The sequence below is a fragment of the Pseudomonas sp. R9.37 genome (assembly GCF_963878885.1).
GTDB lineage: Bacteria > Pseudomonadota > Gammaproteobacteria > Pseudomonadales > Pseudomonadaceae > Aquipseudomonas.
Genome location: NZ_CAWNZA010000043.1, coordinates 369,657 through 389,202 on the forward strand (window position 1 = coordinate 369,657; position 19,546 = coordinate 389,202).

9 protein-coding genes and 1 pseudogene are annotated in these 19,546 nt (G+C 58.3%); 6 read left to right on the forward strand and 4 right to left on the reverse strand.

Annotated features, from left to right (window positions below):
• Positions 1-68: 68 nt before the first annotated feature.
• Complete coding sequence (putA, locus tag AACU78_RS20750; RefSeq protein ID WP_106577564.1) at positions 69-4,022, reverse strand: trifunctional transcriptional regulator/proline dehydrogenase/L-glutamate gamma-semialdehyde dehydrogenase; 3,954 nt, start codon at positions 4,020-4,022, stop codon at positions 69-71.
• A 463-nt stretch (positions 4,023-4,485) separates the two neighbouring features.
• On the opposite strand from putA, the gene putP reads away from it, so the two are divergent.
• The 6 genes and pseudogenes from putP to AACU78_RS20780 all read left to right on the forward strand — a co-directional run bounded on the left by putP (position 4,486) and on the right by AACU78_RS20780 (position 14,018).
• Positions 4,486-5,970 carry a sodium/proline symporter PutP gene (gene putP, locus AACU78_RS20755; protein ID WP_106577565.1) on the forward strand — a complete coding sequence of 495 codons (1,485 nt, stop codon included), beginning with the start codon at positions 4,486-4,488 and terminating at the stop codon, positions 5,968-5,970.
• A 203-nt stretch (positions 5,971-6,173) separates the two neighbouring features.
• A pseudogene (gene tssI / locus AACU78_RS20760) lies at positions 6,174-8,177 on the forward strand (type VI secretion system tip protein TssI/VgrG); the annotation flags it as partial.
• 1,037 nt (positions 8,178-9,214) lie between these two features.
• Positions 9,215-9,601 carry a hypothetical protein gene (locus AACU78_RS20765; RefSeq protein ID WP_106577566.1) on the forward strand — a complete coding sequence of 129 codons (387 nt, stop codon included), beginning with the start codon at positions 9,215-9,217 and terminating at the stop codon, positions 9,599-9,601.
• A 47-nt stretch (positions 9,602-9,648) separates the two neighbouring features.
• Entirely contained in the window at positions 9,649-10,035 is a 387-nt protein-coding gene (locus tag AACU78_RS20770; protein WP_146151431.1) for a hypothetical protein, read from the forward strand.
• 2,188 nt (positions 10,036-12,223) lie between these two features.
• Positions 12,224-12,949 (forward strand): DUF4123 domain-containing protein, encoded by a 726-nt coding sequence (locus AACU78_RS20775; RefSeq protein WP_106577567.1) that lies wholly within the window; start codon positions 12,224-12,226, stop codon positions 12,947-12,949.
• A gap of 232 nt (positions 12,950-13,181) precedes the next feature.
• The gene (locus AACU78_RS20780; RefSeq protein ID WP_106577568.1) at positions 13,182-14,018 is read left to right on the forward strand and encodes a 23S rRNA (adenine(2030)-N(6))-methyltransferase RlmJ; all 837 of its coding nucleotides are present in this window, start codon (positions 13,182-13,184) and stop codon (positions 14,016-14,018) included.
• Positions 14,019-14,157: 139 nt separating this feature from the next.
• Here the strand turns inward: AACU78_RS20780 and msrA are convergent, their stop codons facing one another.
• The 3 genes from msrA to aceF form a co-directional block, all read right to left on the reverse strand.
• Positions 14,158-14,805, reverse strand: coding sequence for a peptide-methionine (S)-S-oxide reductase MsrA (msrA, locus tag AACU78_RS20785; protein ID WP_106577569.1), 648 nt, complete (start codon positions 14,803-14,805; stop codon positions 14,158-14,160).
• A 73-nt stretch (positions 14,806-14,878) separates the two neighbouring features.
• Positions 14,879-17,572, reverse strand: a complete 2,694-nt coding sequence (locus AACU78_RS20790; protein ID WP_106577570.1) for a putative bifunctional diguanylate cyclase/phosphodiesterase — start codon at positions 17,570-17,572, stop codon at positions 14,879-14,881.
• A gap of 318 nt (positions 17,573-17,890) precedes the next feature.
• Positions 17,891-19,537, reverse strand: a complete 1,647-nt coding sequence (aceF, locus tag AACU78_RS20795) for a dihydrolipoyllysine-residue acetyltransferase (RefSeq protein ID WP_106577571.1) — start codon at positions 19,535-19,537, stop codon at positions 17,891-17,893.
• Positions 19,538-19,546 lie beyond the last annotated feature (9 nt).

The following is a 19,546-nucleotide window of genomic DNA, read 5'->3' on the forward strand; positions in this document are numbered from 1 at the left end:
CATTTCTGTCACTGACCCGCCGCTATCGCAGGCAAGCCAGCTCCCACATTTTTACTGCATTTAGCCAGTTAACCGATGGTCATCAGGCTGGCGTTACCGCCCGCCGCAGCGGTGTTAACACTCAACGCCCGCTCGATCACCAGACGCTCCAGCGCAATCGCCGTCTCACCTTGCGACAAACCATGCACCCCGACAATCGCACCACCCCGCTGCGCCACTTGCTGGCACACCGCACGCAATTGGTCGGAATCACCGTGGTGCAGGACGGCGTCGAATACCACCTCATCCTTGGTCCAGTCAGCCACGCGCTTGATCTTCGCCTGAACTTCCCTCGGCAGGCGTGGGAACACAGCTTTAGTCAGGTCAGTTTCCGGCCATACCGCCGAACCGCCGACGGCCAATACTGCCGCCAGTTGCGTCAGCAGATCACCTTCCACGTCCGCCAGACACAGCACGTGCTCGCGGGGCAGGATTGCGTAGCTGTTGCGCTCGCCGGTCGGGCCGGCCAGTTGGCGGGTAATACCGCTTTGCGACTGCGCGGCGAACTGGCTGCACAGGGCGCTCAGTTCGCTGAACTTGCTGCTGTCGGCCCAGGTTTTCAGGGCGGTCAGCGGTTGGCTCATGGCATCGCGCAGACGCACGTCCGGCGCGGTCAGCTTGTCGCCACGCACGAAGGATTGTTCGATCGCATCGGTAGGGCGAGTCGACAGCAGACGGTACAGGTACAGCGGCCCACCGGCTTTCGGGCCAGTGCCCGACAGGCCTTCGCCGCCGAAGGGCTGCACCCCAACCACGGCGCCCACGATGTTGCGGTTCACATAGACGTTACCGGCGTGAACATTGTCGATCACCTTGGCGATGGTCTCATCGATGCGGGTGTGCACGCCCAGCGTCAGGCCGTAGCCGGAGGCATTGATCTGCGCAATGAGCTGGTCGATCTCTTTACGCTTGTAACGCACCACGTGCAGCACCGGGCCGAAGATCTCGCGTTGCAGTTCGTCGAAGCTTTCGAGTTCGATCAGGGTGGGCATCACGAAGGTGCCGCGCTTGATCTCTTCGCCGTCGGCAATCGCCACTTGGTACACATTGCGGCCTTTGTCGCGCATGGCCTGGATGTGTTTCTCGATGCCAGCCTTGGCTTCGGCGTCGATCACCGGACCGATGTCTACCGACAAGCGCTCCGGGTTGCCCAGACGGCATTCAGCCATGGCGCCCTTGAGCATTTCGATTACACGGTCTGCCGAATCTTCCTGCAGGCACAGAACGCGCAGGGCCGAGCAGCGCTGGCCGGCGCTGTCGAAGGCCGAGGACACAACGTCGATGACCACTTGCTCGGTCAGCGCCGAAGAGTCGACGATCATTGCGTTCTGGCCACCGGTTTCGGCGATCAGCGGAATTGGGCGGCCCTGGGCATCCAGGCGACCGGCGACGCTGCGTTGCAGCAGGCGCGCCACTTCGGTGGAGCCGGTGAACATCACGCCTTTGACGCGATCATCACCCACCAGGCGGGCACCGACGCTTTCGCCCTGGCCCGGCAGCAGTTGCAGCACGCCTTCCGGAATACCGGCTTCGAGCAACATGCGCACGGCTTGTGCCGCCACCAGCGGGGTTTGCTCGGCAGGCTTGGCCAATACCGGGTTACCGGCAGCCAGTGCCGCAGCCACTTGACCGCTGAAGATTGCCAGCGGGAAGTTCCACGGGCTGATGCACACCACGGGGCCCAATGGGCGGTGGGCGTCGTTGGTGAAATCGTTACGGGTCTGTACCGCGTAGTAGCGCAGGAAGTCTACGGCTTCGCGCACTTCGGCGATGGCGTTGGCGAAAGTCTTGCCGGCCTCGCGGGCCAATAGGCCCATCAACGGCTGGATCTCGCCTTCCATCAAGTCGGCGGCACGTTCCAGGATCGCGGCGCGCTCGGCGGGCGGGGTGGCCTGCCAGATCGGGCCGGCATTGATCGCGCATTGAATGGCGTTGTCGACGTCTTCGACGGTGGCTTCCTGTACATGGCCGACCACGTCACGCAGGTCGGAGGGGTTCAGCACAGGTGCGGCCGGCTCATTGCTGGAGGCGCAGCCCAGCATCGGCGCGGCTTTCCAGTCGTTGTGCGCGGTGGCCAGCAGCGCGCAAGACAGCGACGCCAGGCGGTGTTCGTTGGCCAGGTCGATACCGGCCGAGTTGGCGCGGTCGCTGCCATACAGGTCACGCGGCAGTGGAATACGCGGGTGCGGCAGGCCGAAGCCGCCTTCCAGCGTGGCCATCTGCTCGATGCTGGCCACTGGGTCGGCCACCAGTTCCTGAATCGAAATAGTGTGGTCGGCAATACGGTTGACGAACGAGGTGTTGGCGCCGTTTTCCAGCAGGCGACGCACCAGGTAAGCCAGCAATGTTTCGTGGGTACCGACCGGGGCGTACACGCGGCACGGACGGTTCAGCTTGCCCTCGGAAACTTTGCCTACAACCTGCTCGTACAGCGGTTCACCCATGCCGTGCAGGCATTGGAACTCGTACTGGCCGGGGTAATAGTTCTGGCCGGCGATGTGGTAAATGGCCGACAGGGTGTGGGCGTTGTGCGTGGCGAACTGCGGGTAGATGGCTTCCGGCACCGACAGCAGTTTGCGTGCGCAGGCAATGTAGGAAACGTCGGTGTACACCTTGCGGGTGTACACCGGGTAGCCTTCCAGGCCTTCAACTTGGGCGCGCTTGATCTCGCTGTCCCAGTACGCGCCTTTTACCAGGCGGATCATCAGGCGATGGCGGCTGCGGCGGGCCAGGTCGATGACGTAGTCGATCACATACGGGCAGCGTTTCTGATAGGCCTGGATCACGAACCCGATGCCGTTCCAACCGGTCAGTTGCGGCTCGAAGCACAGGCGTTCGAGCAGGTCGAGCGACAGCTCCAGGCGGTCGGCTTCTTCGGCGTCGATGTTCAGGCCGATGTCGTATTGCTTGGCCAGCAAGGTCAGCGACAGCAGGCGCGGGTACAGCTCGTCCATCACTCGCTCGTATTGCGCACGGCTGTAACGCGGGTGCAATGCCGACAGCTTGATGGAAATGCCCGGGCCTTCATAAATCCCACGGCCGTGAGAGGCTTTGCCGATGGAGTGAATGGCTTGTTCGTACGAGGCCAGGTACTTCTGGGCGTCGTGTTCGGTCAGCGCGGCTTCGCCGAGCATGTCGTAGGAATAGCGGAACCCCTTGGCTTCGAACTTGCTCGCATTGGCCAGGGCTTCGGCGATGGTTTCGCCGGTGACGAACTGCTCGCCCATCAGGCGCATGGCCATGTCGACGCCCTTGCGGATCATCGGCTCGCCGCTCTTGCCGATGATGCGGCTCAGGGACGAGGTGAGGCCGGCTTCATTGTGCGTGGCGACCAGTTTGCCGGTCAGCAGCAGGCCCCACGTGGCGGCGTTGACGAACAACGACGGGCTGTTGCCCAGATGCGGCTGCCAGTTGCCAGTGCTGATTTTGTCGCGGATCAGTGCATCGCGCGTGCCCTTGTCCGGGATGCGCAGCAGCGCTTCGGCCAGGCACATCAGGGCCACGCCTTCCTGGGACGACAGGGAAAATTCTTGCAGCAGGCCTTGAACAATACCGGCACGGCCGCCGGCGCTCTTTTGATTGCGCAACTTCTCGGCAATCGAGGCGGCCAGCTTGTTGGTGGCTTCGGCCATCTGCTGCGGCAGGCGGGCCTGCTCGATCAGCATCGGCACCACTTCCGGTTCCGGGCGGCGGTAGGCGGCGGTGATCGAGGCGCGCAGTACCGACTGCGGCAGGATGCTTTCGGCGAACTCCAGGAAGCACTGGTGGGCGTGGTCTGGCTGAATTTCTCCAGCGTCCTCCGCGTCCTTGCTGCCCAAGCCATTAATCTCGTTCAGGGTTGCACCACCCTCCAGTTTCTCCAGGTAATTGAAAATCGCCTGCTTGATCAGCCAGTGCGGCGTGCGATCAATGGAGGTCGCGGCGGCCTTGAGGCGTTCGCGGGTCGGGTCGTCGAGTTTGACCCCAAGGGTGGTCGTTGCCATCTTTTTATCCTCATGGGTGCCACTACTGCGTGGCATCTGCTGGCGGCAAGATTAGCTTTGCGCATGCAGAGGTGCAACCGGGTGCAACCCAAATTGTTCAGGAAATTTTTGATCGTGATCGGGAAAAAATCCGGCCTTCAACAGAATCCGCTCTCCCTTGGTGCATTTGCTTCTGAGGTCGGCCGTTCTTGCTCCGAAAAGGAGCAAAAAACCGTTGTTTAGGCGTAAACACGCCTAGGTGCAACTTATTCTCAAGAAACTGGTTGCACCTTATTTGCTTTGTTGAATAGCATTCGCGCCCAAGGTGCAACCGCCTGCAAGATGCGGTTCATCGGCTGGCGGCTTTCCTGGGGAAACGCCAGTCATAAATGCGCGGCACGCAGTCTCGTCTATCCGCTTATCAACGGGTGGCCGTCTGACACAGACCGTCGCTACATAAAAACAAAGCCAGGGCGTCACTCTAATGAGCGTTAGTAATCCCACCCTGATCACATTTGTGATCTACATCGCAGCAATGGTGTTGATCGGCTTCATGGCCTATCGCTCCACCAACAACCTCTCTGACTACATCCTCGGCGGTCGCAGCCTCGGCAGCGTGGTCACCGCATTGTCCGCCGGTGCTTCCGATATGAGCGGCTGGTTGTTGATGGGCCTGCCGGGCGCCATCTACATGTCCGGTCTGTCGGAAAGCTGGATTGCCATCGGCCTGATCGTCGGCGCGTACCTGAATTGGTTGTTCGTGGCCGGCCGTCTGCGGGTGCAGACCGAACACAATGGCGACGCCCTGACGCTGCCGGATTACTTCTCCAGCCGTTTCGAAGACAAAAGCGGCCTGCTGCGAATCATCTCTGCGGTGGTGATCCTGGTGTTCTTCACCATTTATTGCGCTTCCGGCATCGTGGCGGGCGCGCGTCTGTTTGAAAGCACCTTCGGCATGTCCTACGAGACCGCGCTGTGGGCCGGTGCTGCCGCGACAATTGCCTACACCTTCGTCGGTGGTTTCCTGGCGGTCAGCTGGACAGATACCGTACAAGCCACGCTGATGATCTTTGCGCTGATCCTGACGCCGATCATCGTGTTGCTGGCCACTGGTGGTATCGACACCACGTTCCTGGCGATCGAAGCCAAGAACCCTGACAACTTCAACATGCTGAAAAACACCACCTTCATCGGCATCATTTCGCTGATGGGCTGGGGCCTGGGTTACTTCGGCCAGCCGCACATCCTCGCGCGGTTCATGGCGGCGGATTCGGTGAAGTCGATTGCCAAGGCGCGTCGCATCTCCATGACCTGGATGATCCTGTGCCTGGGCGGCACCGTGGCGGTGGGCTTCTTCGGCATCGCTTACTTCTCGGCGCACCCGGAAGTGGCCGGCCCGGTCAACGAGAACCACGAACGTGTGTTCATCGAACTGGCCAAACTGCTGTTCAATCCATGGATCGCGGGCGTGCTGTTGTCGGCCATTCTGGCTGCCGTCATGAGCACCCTGAGCTGCCAACTGCTGGTGTGCTCGAGCGCGCTGACTGAAGACTTCTACAAAACTTTCCTGCGCAAAAACGCCTCCCAGGTTGAGCTGGTGTGGGTCGGCCGCGCGATGGTGCTGCTGGTTGCCCTGATCGCCATTGCCATGGCAGCCAACCCGAACAACCGCGTACTGGGCCTGGTGAGCTACGCCTGGGCCGGTTTCGGCGCCGCGTTCGGGCCTGTGGTGCTGATCTCGGTGATCTGGAAACAGATGACGCGCAACGGCGCACTGGCCGGCATCCTGGTCGGCGCGGTCACTGTGATTGTGTGGAAGCACTTCGAGTTGCTGGGCCTGTACGAAATCATCCCAGGCTTTATCTTCGCCAGCCTGGCGATCTACTTCGTCAGCAAGCTGGGCGCACCGACTGCCGGTATGGTCGAGCGTTTTGACGCGGCGGAAAAAGACTACAACCTCAACAAATAATTCGTCGGGTGATAAGCGCCCGTTGAATTAGAAAAAGGCCCGCGTCCTACGGATGGCGGGCCTTTTTTTGCGTGTGATTCGGGTTGGTCCGAAGAAGATTCTGATGCGAGCGTGTAGGGATTTACTGATTTGTCTGGGGCGTGCTCAGCAGGGCGCACCCGTAGTGCAGAATCGGCCGCCTACCCTTCGCAGAGAAACACCGGATGTTCGCTCCTGCCAATCAAAGTGCGTTTAACCTGACCCTGGATGGGGTTGCCAGCGACCTCAAGGTCTACAGCTTCCAGGGTGAGGAGGCGCTGAGTCAGCCTTACTGTATCGACCTTGAACTGGTCAGCGAACAGCCCGATCTCGATTTGGAAAGCTTGCTGCATCGCCAGGCCTATCTGGGGTTCGATGAGCAGGGGCATGGTGTGCATGGCCTGGTCTATCGAGTCGGGCAGGGCGAGTCGGGGCGGCGCCTGACGCGTTATCAGATCCGTCTTGTGCCGCATCTGCAGTACCTGGCGCACAGCAGTCATCAGCGTATTTTTCAGCACAAGAGTGTGCCGCAGATTGTGGCGCTGGTGTTGGTCGGGCAAGGCATCCTGAGCGACCGCTTTGAGTTTCGCCTGAGCGGTACTTATCCACTTCGCGAGTACTGCGTGCAGTTCGGCGAGACTGATCTGGCGTTCATTCAACGTCTGTGCGCCGAGGTGGGCATCCACTACCACTTCCAGCATTCGCCCGATGGGCACCTGCTGGTATTCGGTGATGACCAGACCGTGTTCGCCCGGGCCGAACAGCCCACTCCCTACAGCCCCGGTTCCGGGATGGTGGCGGCGACTCCGGCGATCAAGCGCTTTGCGATGCAACTGGAAACCCGCACAACAGGGATAAACCTGCGCGATTATGATTTTCGTAAGCCGCGCCTGACGCTGGAAAGTGCCGTGGCTGGCGAGCAGCTTCCGAGCCTTGAAATGCAGCAGTATCCCGGCCACTTTTCCGATCGCCCCCATGGCAAATACCTTGCGCAGCGAGGCTTGGAGCGCCTGCGCACAGACTCGAGAGCCGCCCGGGGTGAAGGCGATGATCCTGCCTTGGTCAGTGGTCGGTTCCTCAGGCTTGGCGGGCACCCGCGAGAAAGCTGGAATGATTTGTGGCTGGTCACCCAGGTTTCCCATGAGGGCAAACAACCCCAGGTGCTGGAAGAGGCTGTTACTGAGGTGGCAGGGGGAGATTTTCGTCAGGGCTACCACAACACGTTTATCGCCGTGCCATGGGATGTGATTTTCCGCCCGCCCTTGCCTGAATTGCCGCGCCCGAGCATCGGCAGTTATCAACACGCGGTGGTTACCGGGCCTGCCGACAGTGAAATCCATTGCGACGAATACGGTCGGGTCAAGGTGCAACTGGCCTGGGACCGTGACGGGCAACACAACGAGCACTCCAGCTGCTGGCTGCGTGTCGCCAGTGGCTGGGCGCATGATCGTTACGGCTCGGTGCTGATACCCAGAGTCGGTATGGAAGTGCTGGTGGGGTTCGCCAATGGTGACCTGGACATGCCACTGGTGATGGGCTGCCTGCCCAACGCGGCAACGCCGGTGCCCCTCGATCTGCCAGCGGACAAGACCCGCAGTATCTTTCGCAGCCAGAGCAGTCCGGGCGGTGGTGGCTACAACGAGCTGCGCATTGAGGACCGCAAAGGCGCCGAAGAAATCTACTTGCGTGCCCAGCGTGACTGGACTCAGCACGTGCTGAATGACCAGCAGGTGCAGGTCGATAACGGGCGCCGGGTGAAGGTGGGCGGCGAGTCGCATCACGAGCTGCAAGGCGAAGAGCAGCGCATTACCCATGGCAATCGCCTCACCGAACTCAAGCAGGATGACCACCTGACGGTTGGTGGTTCGCAGCAGATGCGTGCAGGTCGCACCATCCAGATCGGAGCGGGGCAGAGCATCGTCATCGACGCCGGTGCGAGCGTGACAATCCAGGCCGGAGGGCAGTCGATCACGCTGTCGGCGGGTGGGATTTTCAGCAGCGTGCCGATCCAGCTTGGCGGCGCGCCGGCTGCCGCGACTGCGCCGTTAATGCCGGGAATAAAGGAAACGCTGCTGGCGGTTGTTCCCGCCCCATTAAGCCGCGTGCAAGTGGCCAGCCTGAAACGTAGTGCACCTTTTTGCGAAGAGTGCGAGCGCTGCAAGAACGGCCAGTGTGACCTCCCGCAGCATGGGAATAAAGGTCCGGGACCGTCTGCCCGGAAAGCTGCTGGCGTCGAGCCGGGGTTTCATATCGTGCAGCGCGCAATGTCTCGGGATACCTTGGAAAAGTCGCTGTTCGAATCGCCCAGTGCGATCGTACTGGAGCGGTTTCGCAGCCTCAATCCACAACTCACGCAGTACGCCAGGCCGGGGCAAATGCTCGTCCTCAGCGACCCGCTTAACAGCCAATGCATGCGTGAAGAGGCATTGCTGATGGAGGCGGCGAAAGAAGTGAACGATGCACTGACGCCGATGAGCGATGACGAGGCGGCGTTTATGGTTGAGCACCAGCAAGAGGTTGGTGCTTTTTTGGCGCAGAGTTCGATGGCGTTGGGGGTGGGATCAAGCATGGTGGAAAATCATTTAACGCGGACCAAGTCCGTCCTCGTGGATCTTGAAAAGTTGCACGTCAAAACCTTCCAGGCTCAGGGCAATTTGCAAGGTGCAGAATTTTTCGCTAAACGTCAGAAGCTGTTAACTCAACTGGATAACAGCCTCGGGCCTCTGGTACGCAAAGGAGTTGGCATTGCCGATCACCCAAAGCTCAAAAAAGCATTGGGGATTTCCAGTCGTAGTTTGGTTCATCATTGGAGCAAAGCGGGTGTGTCAGGGGGGATTCCTGGATATGCGACACATATTCAAAGTGTCGCGCGGGCGAGTCAGTATATGAAGGTCGGCGGGTTTATCGGTATTGGGCTAGGGGGATCAGCGTCCGCATTGAAGGTGAAGGAAACGTGTCGAGTTGGAAGTTCTGCGGAGTGTAAGAAAGTGAAGCTCATGGAGGGCGGAAGCTTTTTAGGTTCTGTTGGAGGCAGTGGGGCGGGTGCGTATTTGGGCGCATTAGGGGCCACTCCTATGTGTATAGCTATAGGTGTAGGAACGCTTGGTGTTGGTGGGTTAGTTTGCGGCGTGGTGGTGGTGGGAGCTGCATCGGCAATCGGGGGGAGTGCCGGGTCTGGCCTGGGGGGGAAGTTGGGGGAGATCGTATATGAAGGGATAAAGTAATTATGGAAGACGCTAGCGTTTTATATTCGTATTGCCTATTGGTTGCGGCGGCATGGGGTGTTCTTGTTTTAATAGGGCAGGTATATTTTTCATATCGTAAAATCGATGAAATATTGCAGTGTTTGGGTACTTCAAGACTGGTCTCTTATCGTAAGATTTTTGTGGGTGCTGATTTTTTCAGCAAGATGTTGTTCGTAAATACTGTCGCGGGAATGTTTGTCTTTCAAAAGTTGCACATTAAGGATGGAGCCGTCACGCGTGAGGAGTTGGATAACGTCCCTCGTCGACTAATGCTTGAGTTAAGGCTGTGGGGGTTTTTTTTGATGGGCATGGGAGGGTACGCTGTTGCGTTGTGGGGTATAGGTAAATATGTTGGCTGGCTTGGGTGACACTCTTTTGAGTGAGGGGGGTAAGGTGCATATAAGTGGCGCGCAGGATGTCTATTTTATTTTTTGATTTTGTTTTTTTATTGATGTGTATCGTGCCTGTGTGGGCGTTATATCTTGCTTATTTTAAGGTTGAAGTAATATGGGTGCATTTAAAGCGAAGTTGGCGGATTATAAGTGAAACCGAAGCTATTGGTTGGGGCCCTATAAGCCGGTCGTGGGCGATAAGAGATGTGATCGGTGCTTTCGCCTCTCATGAACACTCTATCAAGCACGGACGTCTTAGTGCTGAGGACTACGCTGAATTTCCGAAGATGCTCAAAATTATTTTGAGAGGTCTAGGTGTCTGTTCAGTGGTCTTGATCCTTGGCAGTTGTATTTTGCTTGTAATAGGAGATCTTGTGGGGGTGGCAGGGTGTGGATGGTTTCTAGATTAGGCAACCGTTTTTCAAAGAGTAATTGTTGACGCTTTGTTTGTGGCAGAAATTGTTTTGAAAGACGAATCATACAGAAGGAGGGAATTTTGTCGGGAGCGCCGCGGTTGGCTGGTTAGGTGGTGCTTCCGCAGCAGCGGGTGCAGGAACAGTGTGTGTTGCTATAGGTGCAGGTACTGCGGGTTTAGGAGGCATTTTATGTATTTTGGTTGTTGTAGGTGCAGGCACTGCTGCCGGTGGCGCCGTTGGTGCGCTTGCTGGAGAGAGGGGTCGGAGATTTTATTTATGAGGTGGGGAAGTAATGAAGGGTGAATTTTACACATTTTATATGTGGTGCTGGTTAGGCGTATTTGTGTTCATTTTTTTACATTTTTGGTTCAAGTTTATTTTTCTTACTCTAAAGTTAATGAAATATTGGAATGCCTAGGTGAGTCAAATAGTGTATTGGGTCGTCAATTTCTTCTTGGGGACGGGGTTTTCAGTAGGTCGTTTTTTGTACTGTCGATTGCGGGGATGCTTGTGTTTCCTGAAGTGCATATAAAACACGGTGGGTTTACTCGTGAGGAGTTTGAAGGCGTTCCTTATCGGCTTAGATTTCAACTAAAAGCACTGGTGTATGTTTTGCTTGTTTTGGTTGGGGTTTGCATCGCTTTATTGTGTATGGGGGAGTATATGGGTTGGCTTAATGAACACTCTTAGACGCTCGGCTATTCGCCGGTTGTTTTGCCATATTTTGTGGTGAAGGAGCATTATTTTATGCTAATGCAGTTCATACCCCGCACATGGCTATTCCACTCCCCGATTCAACCAGCCGAAAAACTCTTCGTCATTTTCAGCAGCGCCAGCGCCGCCAGGCCTTTGGACGCTTGGCGAACCCTTTCAGCCGGTCTACCGCCCCATCCCATCTGGGCAGGCACGGTTTACAGCGAATGGAGGGAAGTGGGCCATATGTGTCGGTATTGGCGTTGCTACCGTCGGGGTGGGTGGAGCGGTTTGCGCGGTTGTAGTCGCGGGGTTGGGATCTGCTGTAGGGGGTAACGCATTTTCTAAAGTGGGTGAAACTATTGGGGAAGTTGTTTATAAGGTTGTCCGATGATAAGTGACTCGGAAATCATTTTTTTGATGTCCTCCTTAGGCTTGTTTTTGTCCGGTATTTTTATTATTGGTATTTGGTTTTATATGGTTTTTTTTAGAATGTCAGAAATTGTCAGATGTTTGGGGCGATCATTAGTTGTTCAAAATAGGAGCTCGCTTTTGAACGCTGGGCTGGTCGGTAAGTTTTATATTCTAAGTGGTGTCTCGGGTGTGTTGGTTTTTCCTCAAAAATCAATTGAAAGAGGTGAACTTGACCCGGATGACTATAGGCGGTTTCCGAAGCCCTTAAAGTTTTGGATTGTATCCTCTGCGACAGCAGCAATTGTGCTCACGTTAGGTGGTGTGGTGATGGCCTTGGTAATTAATTTTCTAGGGTGGCCTACCTAGAGTACTTAAGATTTTATCGCGTAGCGATAAAATTTACTGAGTCAATTGAATAACTGTCTCGGACCTCTGGTGCGTAAAGGCGTTGGCAAGTGTAAGTGCATTGTCTGGCAATAGGGGCGAAAAGTTAGGCGAAAATATCTATGAGGTTGTACATTGACTCATGGGGGGGTGTGACATGTTTAGCTTTGTTGCCTAAACTTTGTCCTTTGAAGACGCAAAGATTATTTGCTGGAACTTAATGGTTGCGTGTTTTTTATTTATTTTAATTGTTTCTGTGTGGGCTTTGTATCTTTCTTGTTTTAAGATGGAAAAGATGCGGAAGAACTTAAGGCGTAGTTGGTATGTTATAAGTTCGGATGGAAGTGTCGGTTGGGATCCTATAAGTAGATCGTGGGCGATAAGGGCTGTGATCGGTGCTTTCGCCTTTCCCGCGCACTCTATAAAACACGGACGTCTTGCTGAGGACTACGCTGAGTTTTCGAAGATACTCAAATTTATTTTGAAAAGTCTAGGTGTCTGTTCAGTGGCATCCGTCCTTGGCATTTTTATTTTGCTTGTAATAAGAGAGCTTGTGGGATGGGAAGATGTTGATTGGTTCTAGATTAGGCAAGAGCTTTTCAAAATGAAATTGTTGACGCTTTGTTTGTGTCAGAAATTGTTTTGAACGACGAATCATTGCTTGCGTCCTCCTTTGAATGGAATGTATCTAATGCCGAATCAGTTGTTACCAAAAACTTGGTTAACCCATTGTCCCCTTCGGACGACTGAGAATGCGTTCGTCATTCTTAGTAACGCCAGCGACGCAAAGCCGGTAGATGTCTGGCAAAAAATGGCAGCTGGCATGCCGCCCCAGCCCATCTGGGCAAGCACGGCCTATGCTGAGTGGACTGAGGTCATGCCTTACGTCGCCATCATCGAGCCCGAAAGCCCATTCCTCGGCTGGATAGCAACCACCGAATCTACGGACTGGGGATGGCTGGCCGTATCGTCCAGCCCACTGGAAACAGTGGTCGCGCACCTGCAAAGCTTGACCAAGGTGCTGTTGCCCGAGGGGCAGGAAGTGTTTTTGCGCTTCTGGGATGGCGGTCAATTTCTGCCGATTGTGCAAAACATCGGCGATGAGGCGGGGAAGGTGTTGCCGGTATTTCAGCGTTACCTGATCAACGGCCAACCGCTGACGGTTGCGACTGGCCCGGTCACTGCCGCCAAAACCAGCCCATGGTGGCAAGTGCCTGCCTCGTTGCTGGAGCATCTGGCAGCGCAATCGCCCCACGTGCTGATCGACAACTTGCTGCAATGGCTCGAAGAGCAGCGCCCCGACCTGCAGACCGCTTTCAAGCCTGCGATCTTGCGCCACAAGGTCGCCTGCTTTGCGCGCGGGGCGGATGTCAGCCATGGGGCGCTGGCCGACTACCTGGCCTCAGAGTTGAGTTGACGCAGCGCCTGCTGGAAACAGTCATCGGTGTGAGGGGTGGTTGTGGCGAGCAGGCTTGCCCTGCGTCGGGCTGGGTAGCGGCCCCAAAACCTGCCAATGAGTTCTGGCAAAAAAAGAACGCGGTGACCGTTTCAGGGCTGCTGCGCAGCCCAATGCGGGGCGAGCCAGTTCGCCACACTCTGCCCCTTTGCGCCCGTAGAAGGTAAACTTCACCCCCTGCGCAGGAGCAACCATGAATTATCGTCACGCCTTTCACGCCGGCAACCACGCCGATGTCTTCAAACACCTGACCTTGACCCGCCTCATCGCCCTGATGTCGCGCAAGGAGCAGCCGTTCGCCTACCTCGACACCCACGCCGGGATCGGGCTGTACGACCTGCAAGGTGATCAGGCCAACCGCACCGGTGAATACCTGGAAGGCATTGCGCGCCTGTGGGGCGAGAGCGACCTGCCGCCGCTGACCGACGACTACATGCGCGTGTTGCATGAGATGAACCCGGATGGCCAGTTGCGCTACTACCCTGGTTCGCCGGAGCTGGCGCGCCGCCTCACACGGCCTCAGGACCGTGTGCTGCTGAATGAAAAACACCCGGAAGACGGCGTGCTGCTCAAGGACAACATGAAGGGCGATCGCCGCGTCAAAGTGCACTTGGGCGAAGGCTGGCATGTGCCACGCGCCTTGCTGCCGGTGCCGGAAAAACGCGCGTTGATGCTGATCGATCCGCCGTTCGAAAAACTCGACGAAATGCAGCGCTGCGCAGCGTCCCTCAAGGAAGCGGTCAGCCGCATGCGCCAGACCGTTGCGGCGATCTGGTACCCGGTGAAAGACCAGCGCATGCTGCGCCGCTTCTACCAGGACCTGGCCGGCACGGGCGCGCCGAAGTTGCTGCGGGTGGAGTTGCTGGTGCATCCGCTGGACACGCCCAACACCCTGACCGGCTCGGGCCTGGCGATTGCCAATCCGCCGTGGGGTTTGGAAGAGGAGTTGCGTGAGCTGCTGCCGTGGCTGTCCAAGAAACTTGGCCAGACCCAGGGTGGGTGGCAGATGGATTGGCTCATCGCTGAGTAATCAGATCTCAAGCCAAGCACAACACTAAATGTGGGAGCGGGCTTGCTCGCGAAAGCGGAGTGTCAGTTAACAGATATGTCGACTGATATACCGCATTCGCGAGCAAGCCCGCTCTCACATTTTTTGATCTGCGTTGTGCTTAGATCGGGCAGGTCACGCCTGTGCCGCCGATCCCGCAATAGCCCTGCGGGTTCTTCGCCAGGTATTGCTGGTGATACGCCTCGGCGAAGTACACCGTCGGTGCCTCTTCGATTTCTGTGGTGATGGTGCCCAGGCCGGCCTTGGTCAGTTCGCCCTGATACGCCTCGGCGCTGGCCTTGGCCGCTTCCAGATGCTCAGGCTTCACCGCGTAGATCACCGAACGGTACTGGCTGCCGATGTCGTTGCCCTGGCGCATGCCCTGCGTCGGGTTGTGCAGCTCCCAGAACATTTTCAGCAGCTCTTCGTAGCTGATCTTGTCTTGGTCGAACACCACCAGTACCACTTCGCTATGGCCGGTCAGGCCCGAGCAAACTTCTTCGTAAGTTGGGTTCGGCGTGTAGCCGCCGGCGTAGCCGACCACGGTGCTGACCACACCGTCGCGCTGCCAGAACCGGCGTTCGGCACCCCAGAAACAACCGAGACCGAAGATCGCGAACTCGACGTTGTCGACAAAGGGGCCCAGCAGCGGGTTGCCGTTGACGAAATGCGTCTCTGGCAATGCCATCGGGGTTTCACGGCCAGGCAAAGCTTGTTCTTGAGTGGGCAACACGTTTTTGTTCACCAGAATTTCCGAGCGCAAGACCATGATCAGTCCTCTCGTCAGGTTGAGTTAGCGGTAAAGATTCAGACAGCCAGTGTGCCCGAGTGTTACAGCGCTGTCAGGCGATTGGCCCGCGCGGGTAACGTTTAAGCTTCTCGAGCAGCTCTGAACCGGGGATCGGCCGGTCGAACAAATAGCCCTGGCCCACATCGCAACGATGCCGGCGCAGGAAGGCCAGTTGCTCGGAGGTTTCGACGCCCTCGGCCACCACTTTTAGCTTGAGGTTGTGGGCCATGGCGATCACTGCCGAGGTGATTTCCATGTCGTCCTGGTTGTCCGGGATTTCGTGGATAAAGCTGCGATCGATCTTGATGATGTCGATGGGGAATTTCTTCAGGTAGCTCAGCGACGAATAGCCGGTGCCGAAGTCATCCATGGCCAGGGTCAGCCCAAAGCTCTTCAGCTGGTCCAGCTGAAGGCGCGTGTCTTCGGTGGCTTCCAGCAGCAAACCTTCGGTCAGCTCCAGCTCCAGCAGGTTCGCGGGCAACTGTTCTTCTTTGAGGATGGTGGCAATCGAGGCCACAAGGTCCGGATCGGAGAATTGCTTGGGCGACAGGTTGATCGCCACCTGCAAGTTGCCCATGCCCGCGGCGCTCAATTGCTTGCTCATGCGGCAGGCCTGGCGCGCGATCCATTTGCCGATGGGGATGATCAGCCCGGTTTCTTCCGCCACGCTGATGAACTGGTCGGGACGGATCATGCCCTTTTCCGGGTGGTTCCAGCGCAACAGCGCTTCCATGCCCAGCAGCCGGCCGCTGCGCAGGCACAGCTTGGGCTGGTAGAACACGTCCAGCTCGTTTTGGGTCAGGGCGCGGCGCAGGTTGTTTTCCACGAACAGTTTGTAACTGGCCTCGGCGTTCAGCGCCTCGGTAAACACCTGTACCTGGTGTTTGCCGTTGGCCTTGGCCTTGTGCAGGGCCAGCCCGGCGTTACGCATCAGGGTTTGCGGGTCACGACCGTGCAGCGGCGCGCAGGCCAGGCCCACGGAGCCGGTGACGCTGATCAGTTGGTTGTCGACAAACATCGGTTTGTCGAGGGTTGCCAGCAACTGGCTGGCAACCTGTTGGCCACTCTGCAGGTCGGTGTCGTCGAGCAACACCGCGAACTCGTTACTGGCAAACCGCGCCAGGCTGCCACCGGCACTCAGGCTGTTGCGCAGGCGCCGGGCCAGGCTGATCAGCAACTTGTCGCCGGTCTGGTGGCCGAGGCTGTCGTTGATCCGCTTGAAATTGTCGATGTCCACCAGCAACAGGCTGATCGGGCTGTCGCTGTCGCGGGCGAAGCGCTCATCCAGGTTGCGGATAAACGCCGGGCGGTTGCCCAGGTTGGTCAGGTTGTCGGTGTAGGCCAGGCGCTCGATGCGCTGCTGGGCCAGCTTGGTCTGGGTGATGTCTTCGTAGATGCCGATGTAGTGCGTCAACTCACGGTTGTCGCCATACACCTTGGAAATCGACAGCTGGCCCCAGTAGGGTTCGAGGTTTTTGCGTCGGCTCTTGAACTCACCCTGCCAGCTGTTGCTTTTGGCCAGGCTCGACGGTGCATCGAAGAGCAACTCGCTGAGGTTTTCCAGGGCTGGCAACTGCGCCAGTCGATGGCCGTGGACTTCTTCGGCGCTGTACTGGGTGATCGCGGTGAAGCTTGGGTTGACGTACTCCACCACGCCGTCGCAATTGACCAGCAGAAACGCGTTGGCGCTTTGCTCCACAGCCCGCTGGAACAAGTGCAGCGCGCTGGTGGCGGTGCGCCGGTTGTGGTTGTTGATCACTTGCGCGAACTGGTCCGCCAGCTCGCCGGCGAAGGCGATCTCATCCGCCTGCCAGGCACGCGAGCTGCCGCTTTGTTCCAGGCACAGCACGCCGATGACTTGGCCGTCCACACGGATGCTCGCGTCGAGCATCGCGTGCACGTCCTTGGCGCGCAGGCTTTCGGCCATTTCCCGGGTGCGCGGGTCGCGCAACGCGTGGGTGGCGTCGATGGCGCGGCTCGAGTGCAGGGCTTCCAGGTAGTCCGGGAAGCCGCTGGCGTCGATCGCTTCAGGCAAGTGATGCTGTTGGTCATCGCGGTGGTACGCCGAGATCGGCACCAGGCGCTGGCCTTCAAGGTTCCAGATGCTCGCGCAATCGATCTGGTAGATGTCGCACGCGCTGCGGGTGATCAGTTCGGCGGCTTCCTGCAGCGAGTTGGGCGTGGTGTAGCGCTGGCGTGCCAGCAGCAGGATCAGCTCCTGTTGGGCGCGCACACGCTCCAGATGCTGCAACTGTTCCTGCTGGGCACGCTGGTTGAGTTCCAGGGCGATCTGCAGGCGGCTGTTCTGGTTTTCCAGGTCTGCGGTCGGGGCGGCAGTGGGGATTTCGCTGAACAGCCCGTCAACCACCATCAGGTAGCCGCGCAGCAGGTGACGATTGTGTTGTTTGTAGGCCTCGCCCATCTCCAGCAGGCTCAAAGGCCCGTCGCTGGTGTGCAAGGTGTAGCGCACCAGGTAATGCGGGCTATGGGTCAGTTGTTGCTGGATGGCGTCGTGCAGTTGGTAGCGCGCCTGCGGTTCCATCAGGCTGGCGTAGGGCGTGCCGACCAGGGCGCACAGCTCAACCGCCGGCAGACCAAATTGGCGCTCGCAATTGGGGTCGAGGTACAGCAGCGCCCAGCTTGCCTCATTAAGCCGTTCGAAACGCAGCATGCCGAGGCGCGAAGGCACCGGTAACTGCGTCACTACCTCGGCCGCCATACGGGCGACATCGGGTTGGCTTTTCATGGGGAAACTCGCTTGGAAAAATGCGCACGGCGCCGGGCTCACGCCCTCTTTACTGTCGCCTGCGGCAAGGTTGCATCATGCAGCACGCACTGACAAGAGAGGATGAAGGCTAAGTGCTATATGGCTGTTATCGGCCGCGGGAGCGGTTTCTACAATCCAGGTGATGGGTGGCGCATTGACGCAGGCGCTACGCCCCTTGCCCCGACAAAAAAGCAGGCCAAAAAAAGCCCCGCCAGTTGGCGGGGTTGAGGTACGAGCGTGGCGCTCGGAAATCGGTGCAGCCAGGCCTCCCCGGTGAAAGGGAGACCCGTTTGAGGCTTACAGCAGGATGGTGCGGATGTCGTTCAGCAGTTGGCTCAGACGCTGCGTGAAGCGTGCAGCGGCGGCGCCGTTGATCACACGGTGATCGTAGGACAACGACAGCGGCAGCATCAGCTTCGGCTGGAACGCTTTACCGTCCCACACAGGCTGGATGGTTGCCTTGGACACACCCAGGATCGCCACTTCCGGCGCGTTGACGATTGGCGTGAAGCCAGTGCCGCCAATGTGCCCGAGGCTGGAGATGGTGAAGCAGGCGCCCTGCATATCGTCTGCGGTCAGCTTCTTGTCACGGGCCTTGGCGGCCAGTGCAGCAGCTTCGGCAGCCAGTTGCAGCAGGCTCTTCTGATCAACGTTCTTGATCACAGGCACCAGCAGGCCGTCCGGGGTATCAACTGCAAAACCGATGTGCACGTATTTCTTGCGAATGATCGCTTTACCGCTTGGCGCCAGCGAACTGTTGAAGTCCGGCAGTTCCTTGAGCAGGTGCGCGCAGGCCTTGAGCAGCAGAGGCAGCACGGTCAGTTTCACGCCAGCTTTCTCGGCCACGGCTTTCTGCGCAACGCGGAAAGCTTCCAGGTCGGTGATGTCGGCCTGGTCGAACTGGGTCACGTGCGGAATGTTCAGCCAGCTGCGGTGCAGACTCGACGCGCCGATTTGCATCAGGCGGGTCATCGGCACTTCTTCGGTTTCGCCGAAGCGACTGAAGTCCACGACCGGGATCGGCGGAATACCAGCGCCACCGGTAGCAGCGCCGGCAGCCGGAGCTTCCTTGGCCTTCTGCATCATGGCCTTGACGTAAACCTGCACGTCTTCCTTGAGCACGCGACCGTGCGGGCCGGTGGCCGACACAGCGTTCAACTCAACGCCGAACTCACGGGCCAGCTGACGCACGGCTGGGCCGGCGTGAACCTTGGCACCGCTTGGCGCAGGTGCGGCAGCAGCAGCCTCGGCTTTTGCAGCAGGTGCAGGGGCGGCAGCAGCCGGAGCCGGAGCCGCGTCAGCTTTTGCAGCAGGAGCGGCCGCAGCCGGTGCTGGAGCAGCAGCCGGCGCAGCGCCTTGTACTTTCAGCTTGAGGATGAAGTCGCCAGTGCCGACTTCGTCTTCGAGCTTGACCGCGATGCTTTCCACCACGCCGGCCGCCGGCGATGGGATTTCCATGGAGGCCTTGTCGGACTCCAGGGTGATCAGCGACTGGTCGGCTTCGACGGTGTCGCCGACCTTGACCAGCAGCTCGATGATCTTGGCCTTGCCCGACGAGCCGATGTCCGGGACGTGAATGTCCTGAACAGAGGCCTCAGCCGGAGCAGCGGCCGGGGCTGCAGGCGCCTCGGCAGCGGCGGCAGGCTTTTCAGCAGCCGGTGCGGGTGCAGCAGCGGCAGCAGGCGCTGGCGCAGGGGCCGCGTCAGCGGCACCTTCGATTTCCAGTTCCAGCAGTTCGTCGCCTTCTTTCAGGCGGTCGCCCAGCTTCACTTTCAGGCTCTTGACCACACCGGCCTTGGGAGCAGGGATTTCCATGCTCGCCTTGTCCGATTCCAGGGTCAGGATGCTCTGGTCGGCTTCGACGGTGTCGCCGACCTTCACAAACAGCTCGATTACTTCACCTTCACCGCTGCCGATGTCAGGTACGCGAATGAGTTCGCTCACAAAAAATCT

Excerpts from the sequence above, each read along its gene's own strand:
- putA (WP_106577564.1), bottom strand. The coding sequence starts at position 4,022 with ATGGCAACGACCACCCTTGGGGTCAAACTCGACGACCCGACCCGCGAA.
- AACU78_RS20790 (WP_106577570.1), bottom strand. The coding sequence starts at position 17,572 with ATGAAAAGCCAACCCGATGTCGCCCGTATGGCGGCCGAGGTAGTGACG.
- putP (WP_106577565.1), top strand. The coding sequence starts at position 4,486 with ATGAGCGTTAGTAATCCCACCCTGATCACATTTGTGATCTACATCGCA.
- AACU78_RS20780 (WP_106577568.1), top strand. The coding sequence starts at position 13,182 with ATGAATTATCGTCACGCCTTTCACGCCGGCAACCACGCCGATGTCTTC.
- AACU78_RS20770 (WP_146151431.1), top strand. The coding sequence starts at position 9,649 with ATGTCTATTTTATTTTTTGATTTTGTTTTTTTATTGATGTGTATCGTG.
- AACU78_RS20775 (WP_106577567.1), top strand. The coding sequence starts at position 12,224 with ATGCCGAATCAGTTGTTACCAAAAACTTGGTTAACCCATTGTCCCCTT.
- msrA (WP_106577569.1), bottom strand. The coding sequence starts at position 14,805 with ATGGTCTTGCGCTCGGAAATTCTGGTGAACAAAAACGTGTTGCCCACT.
- AACU78_RS20765 (WP_106577566.1), top strand. The coding sequence starts at position 9,215 with ATGGAAGACGCTAGCGTTTTATATTCGTATTGCCTATTGGTTGCGGCG.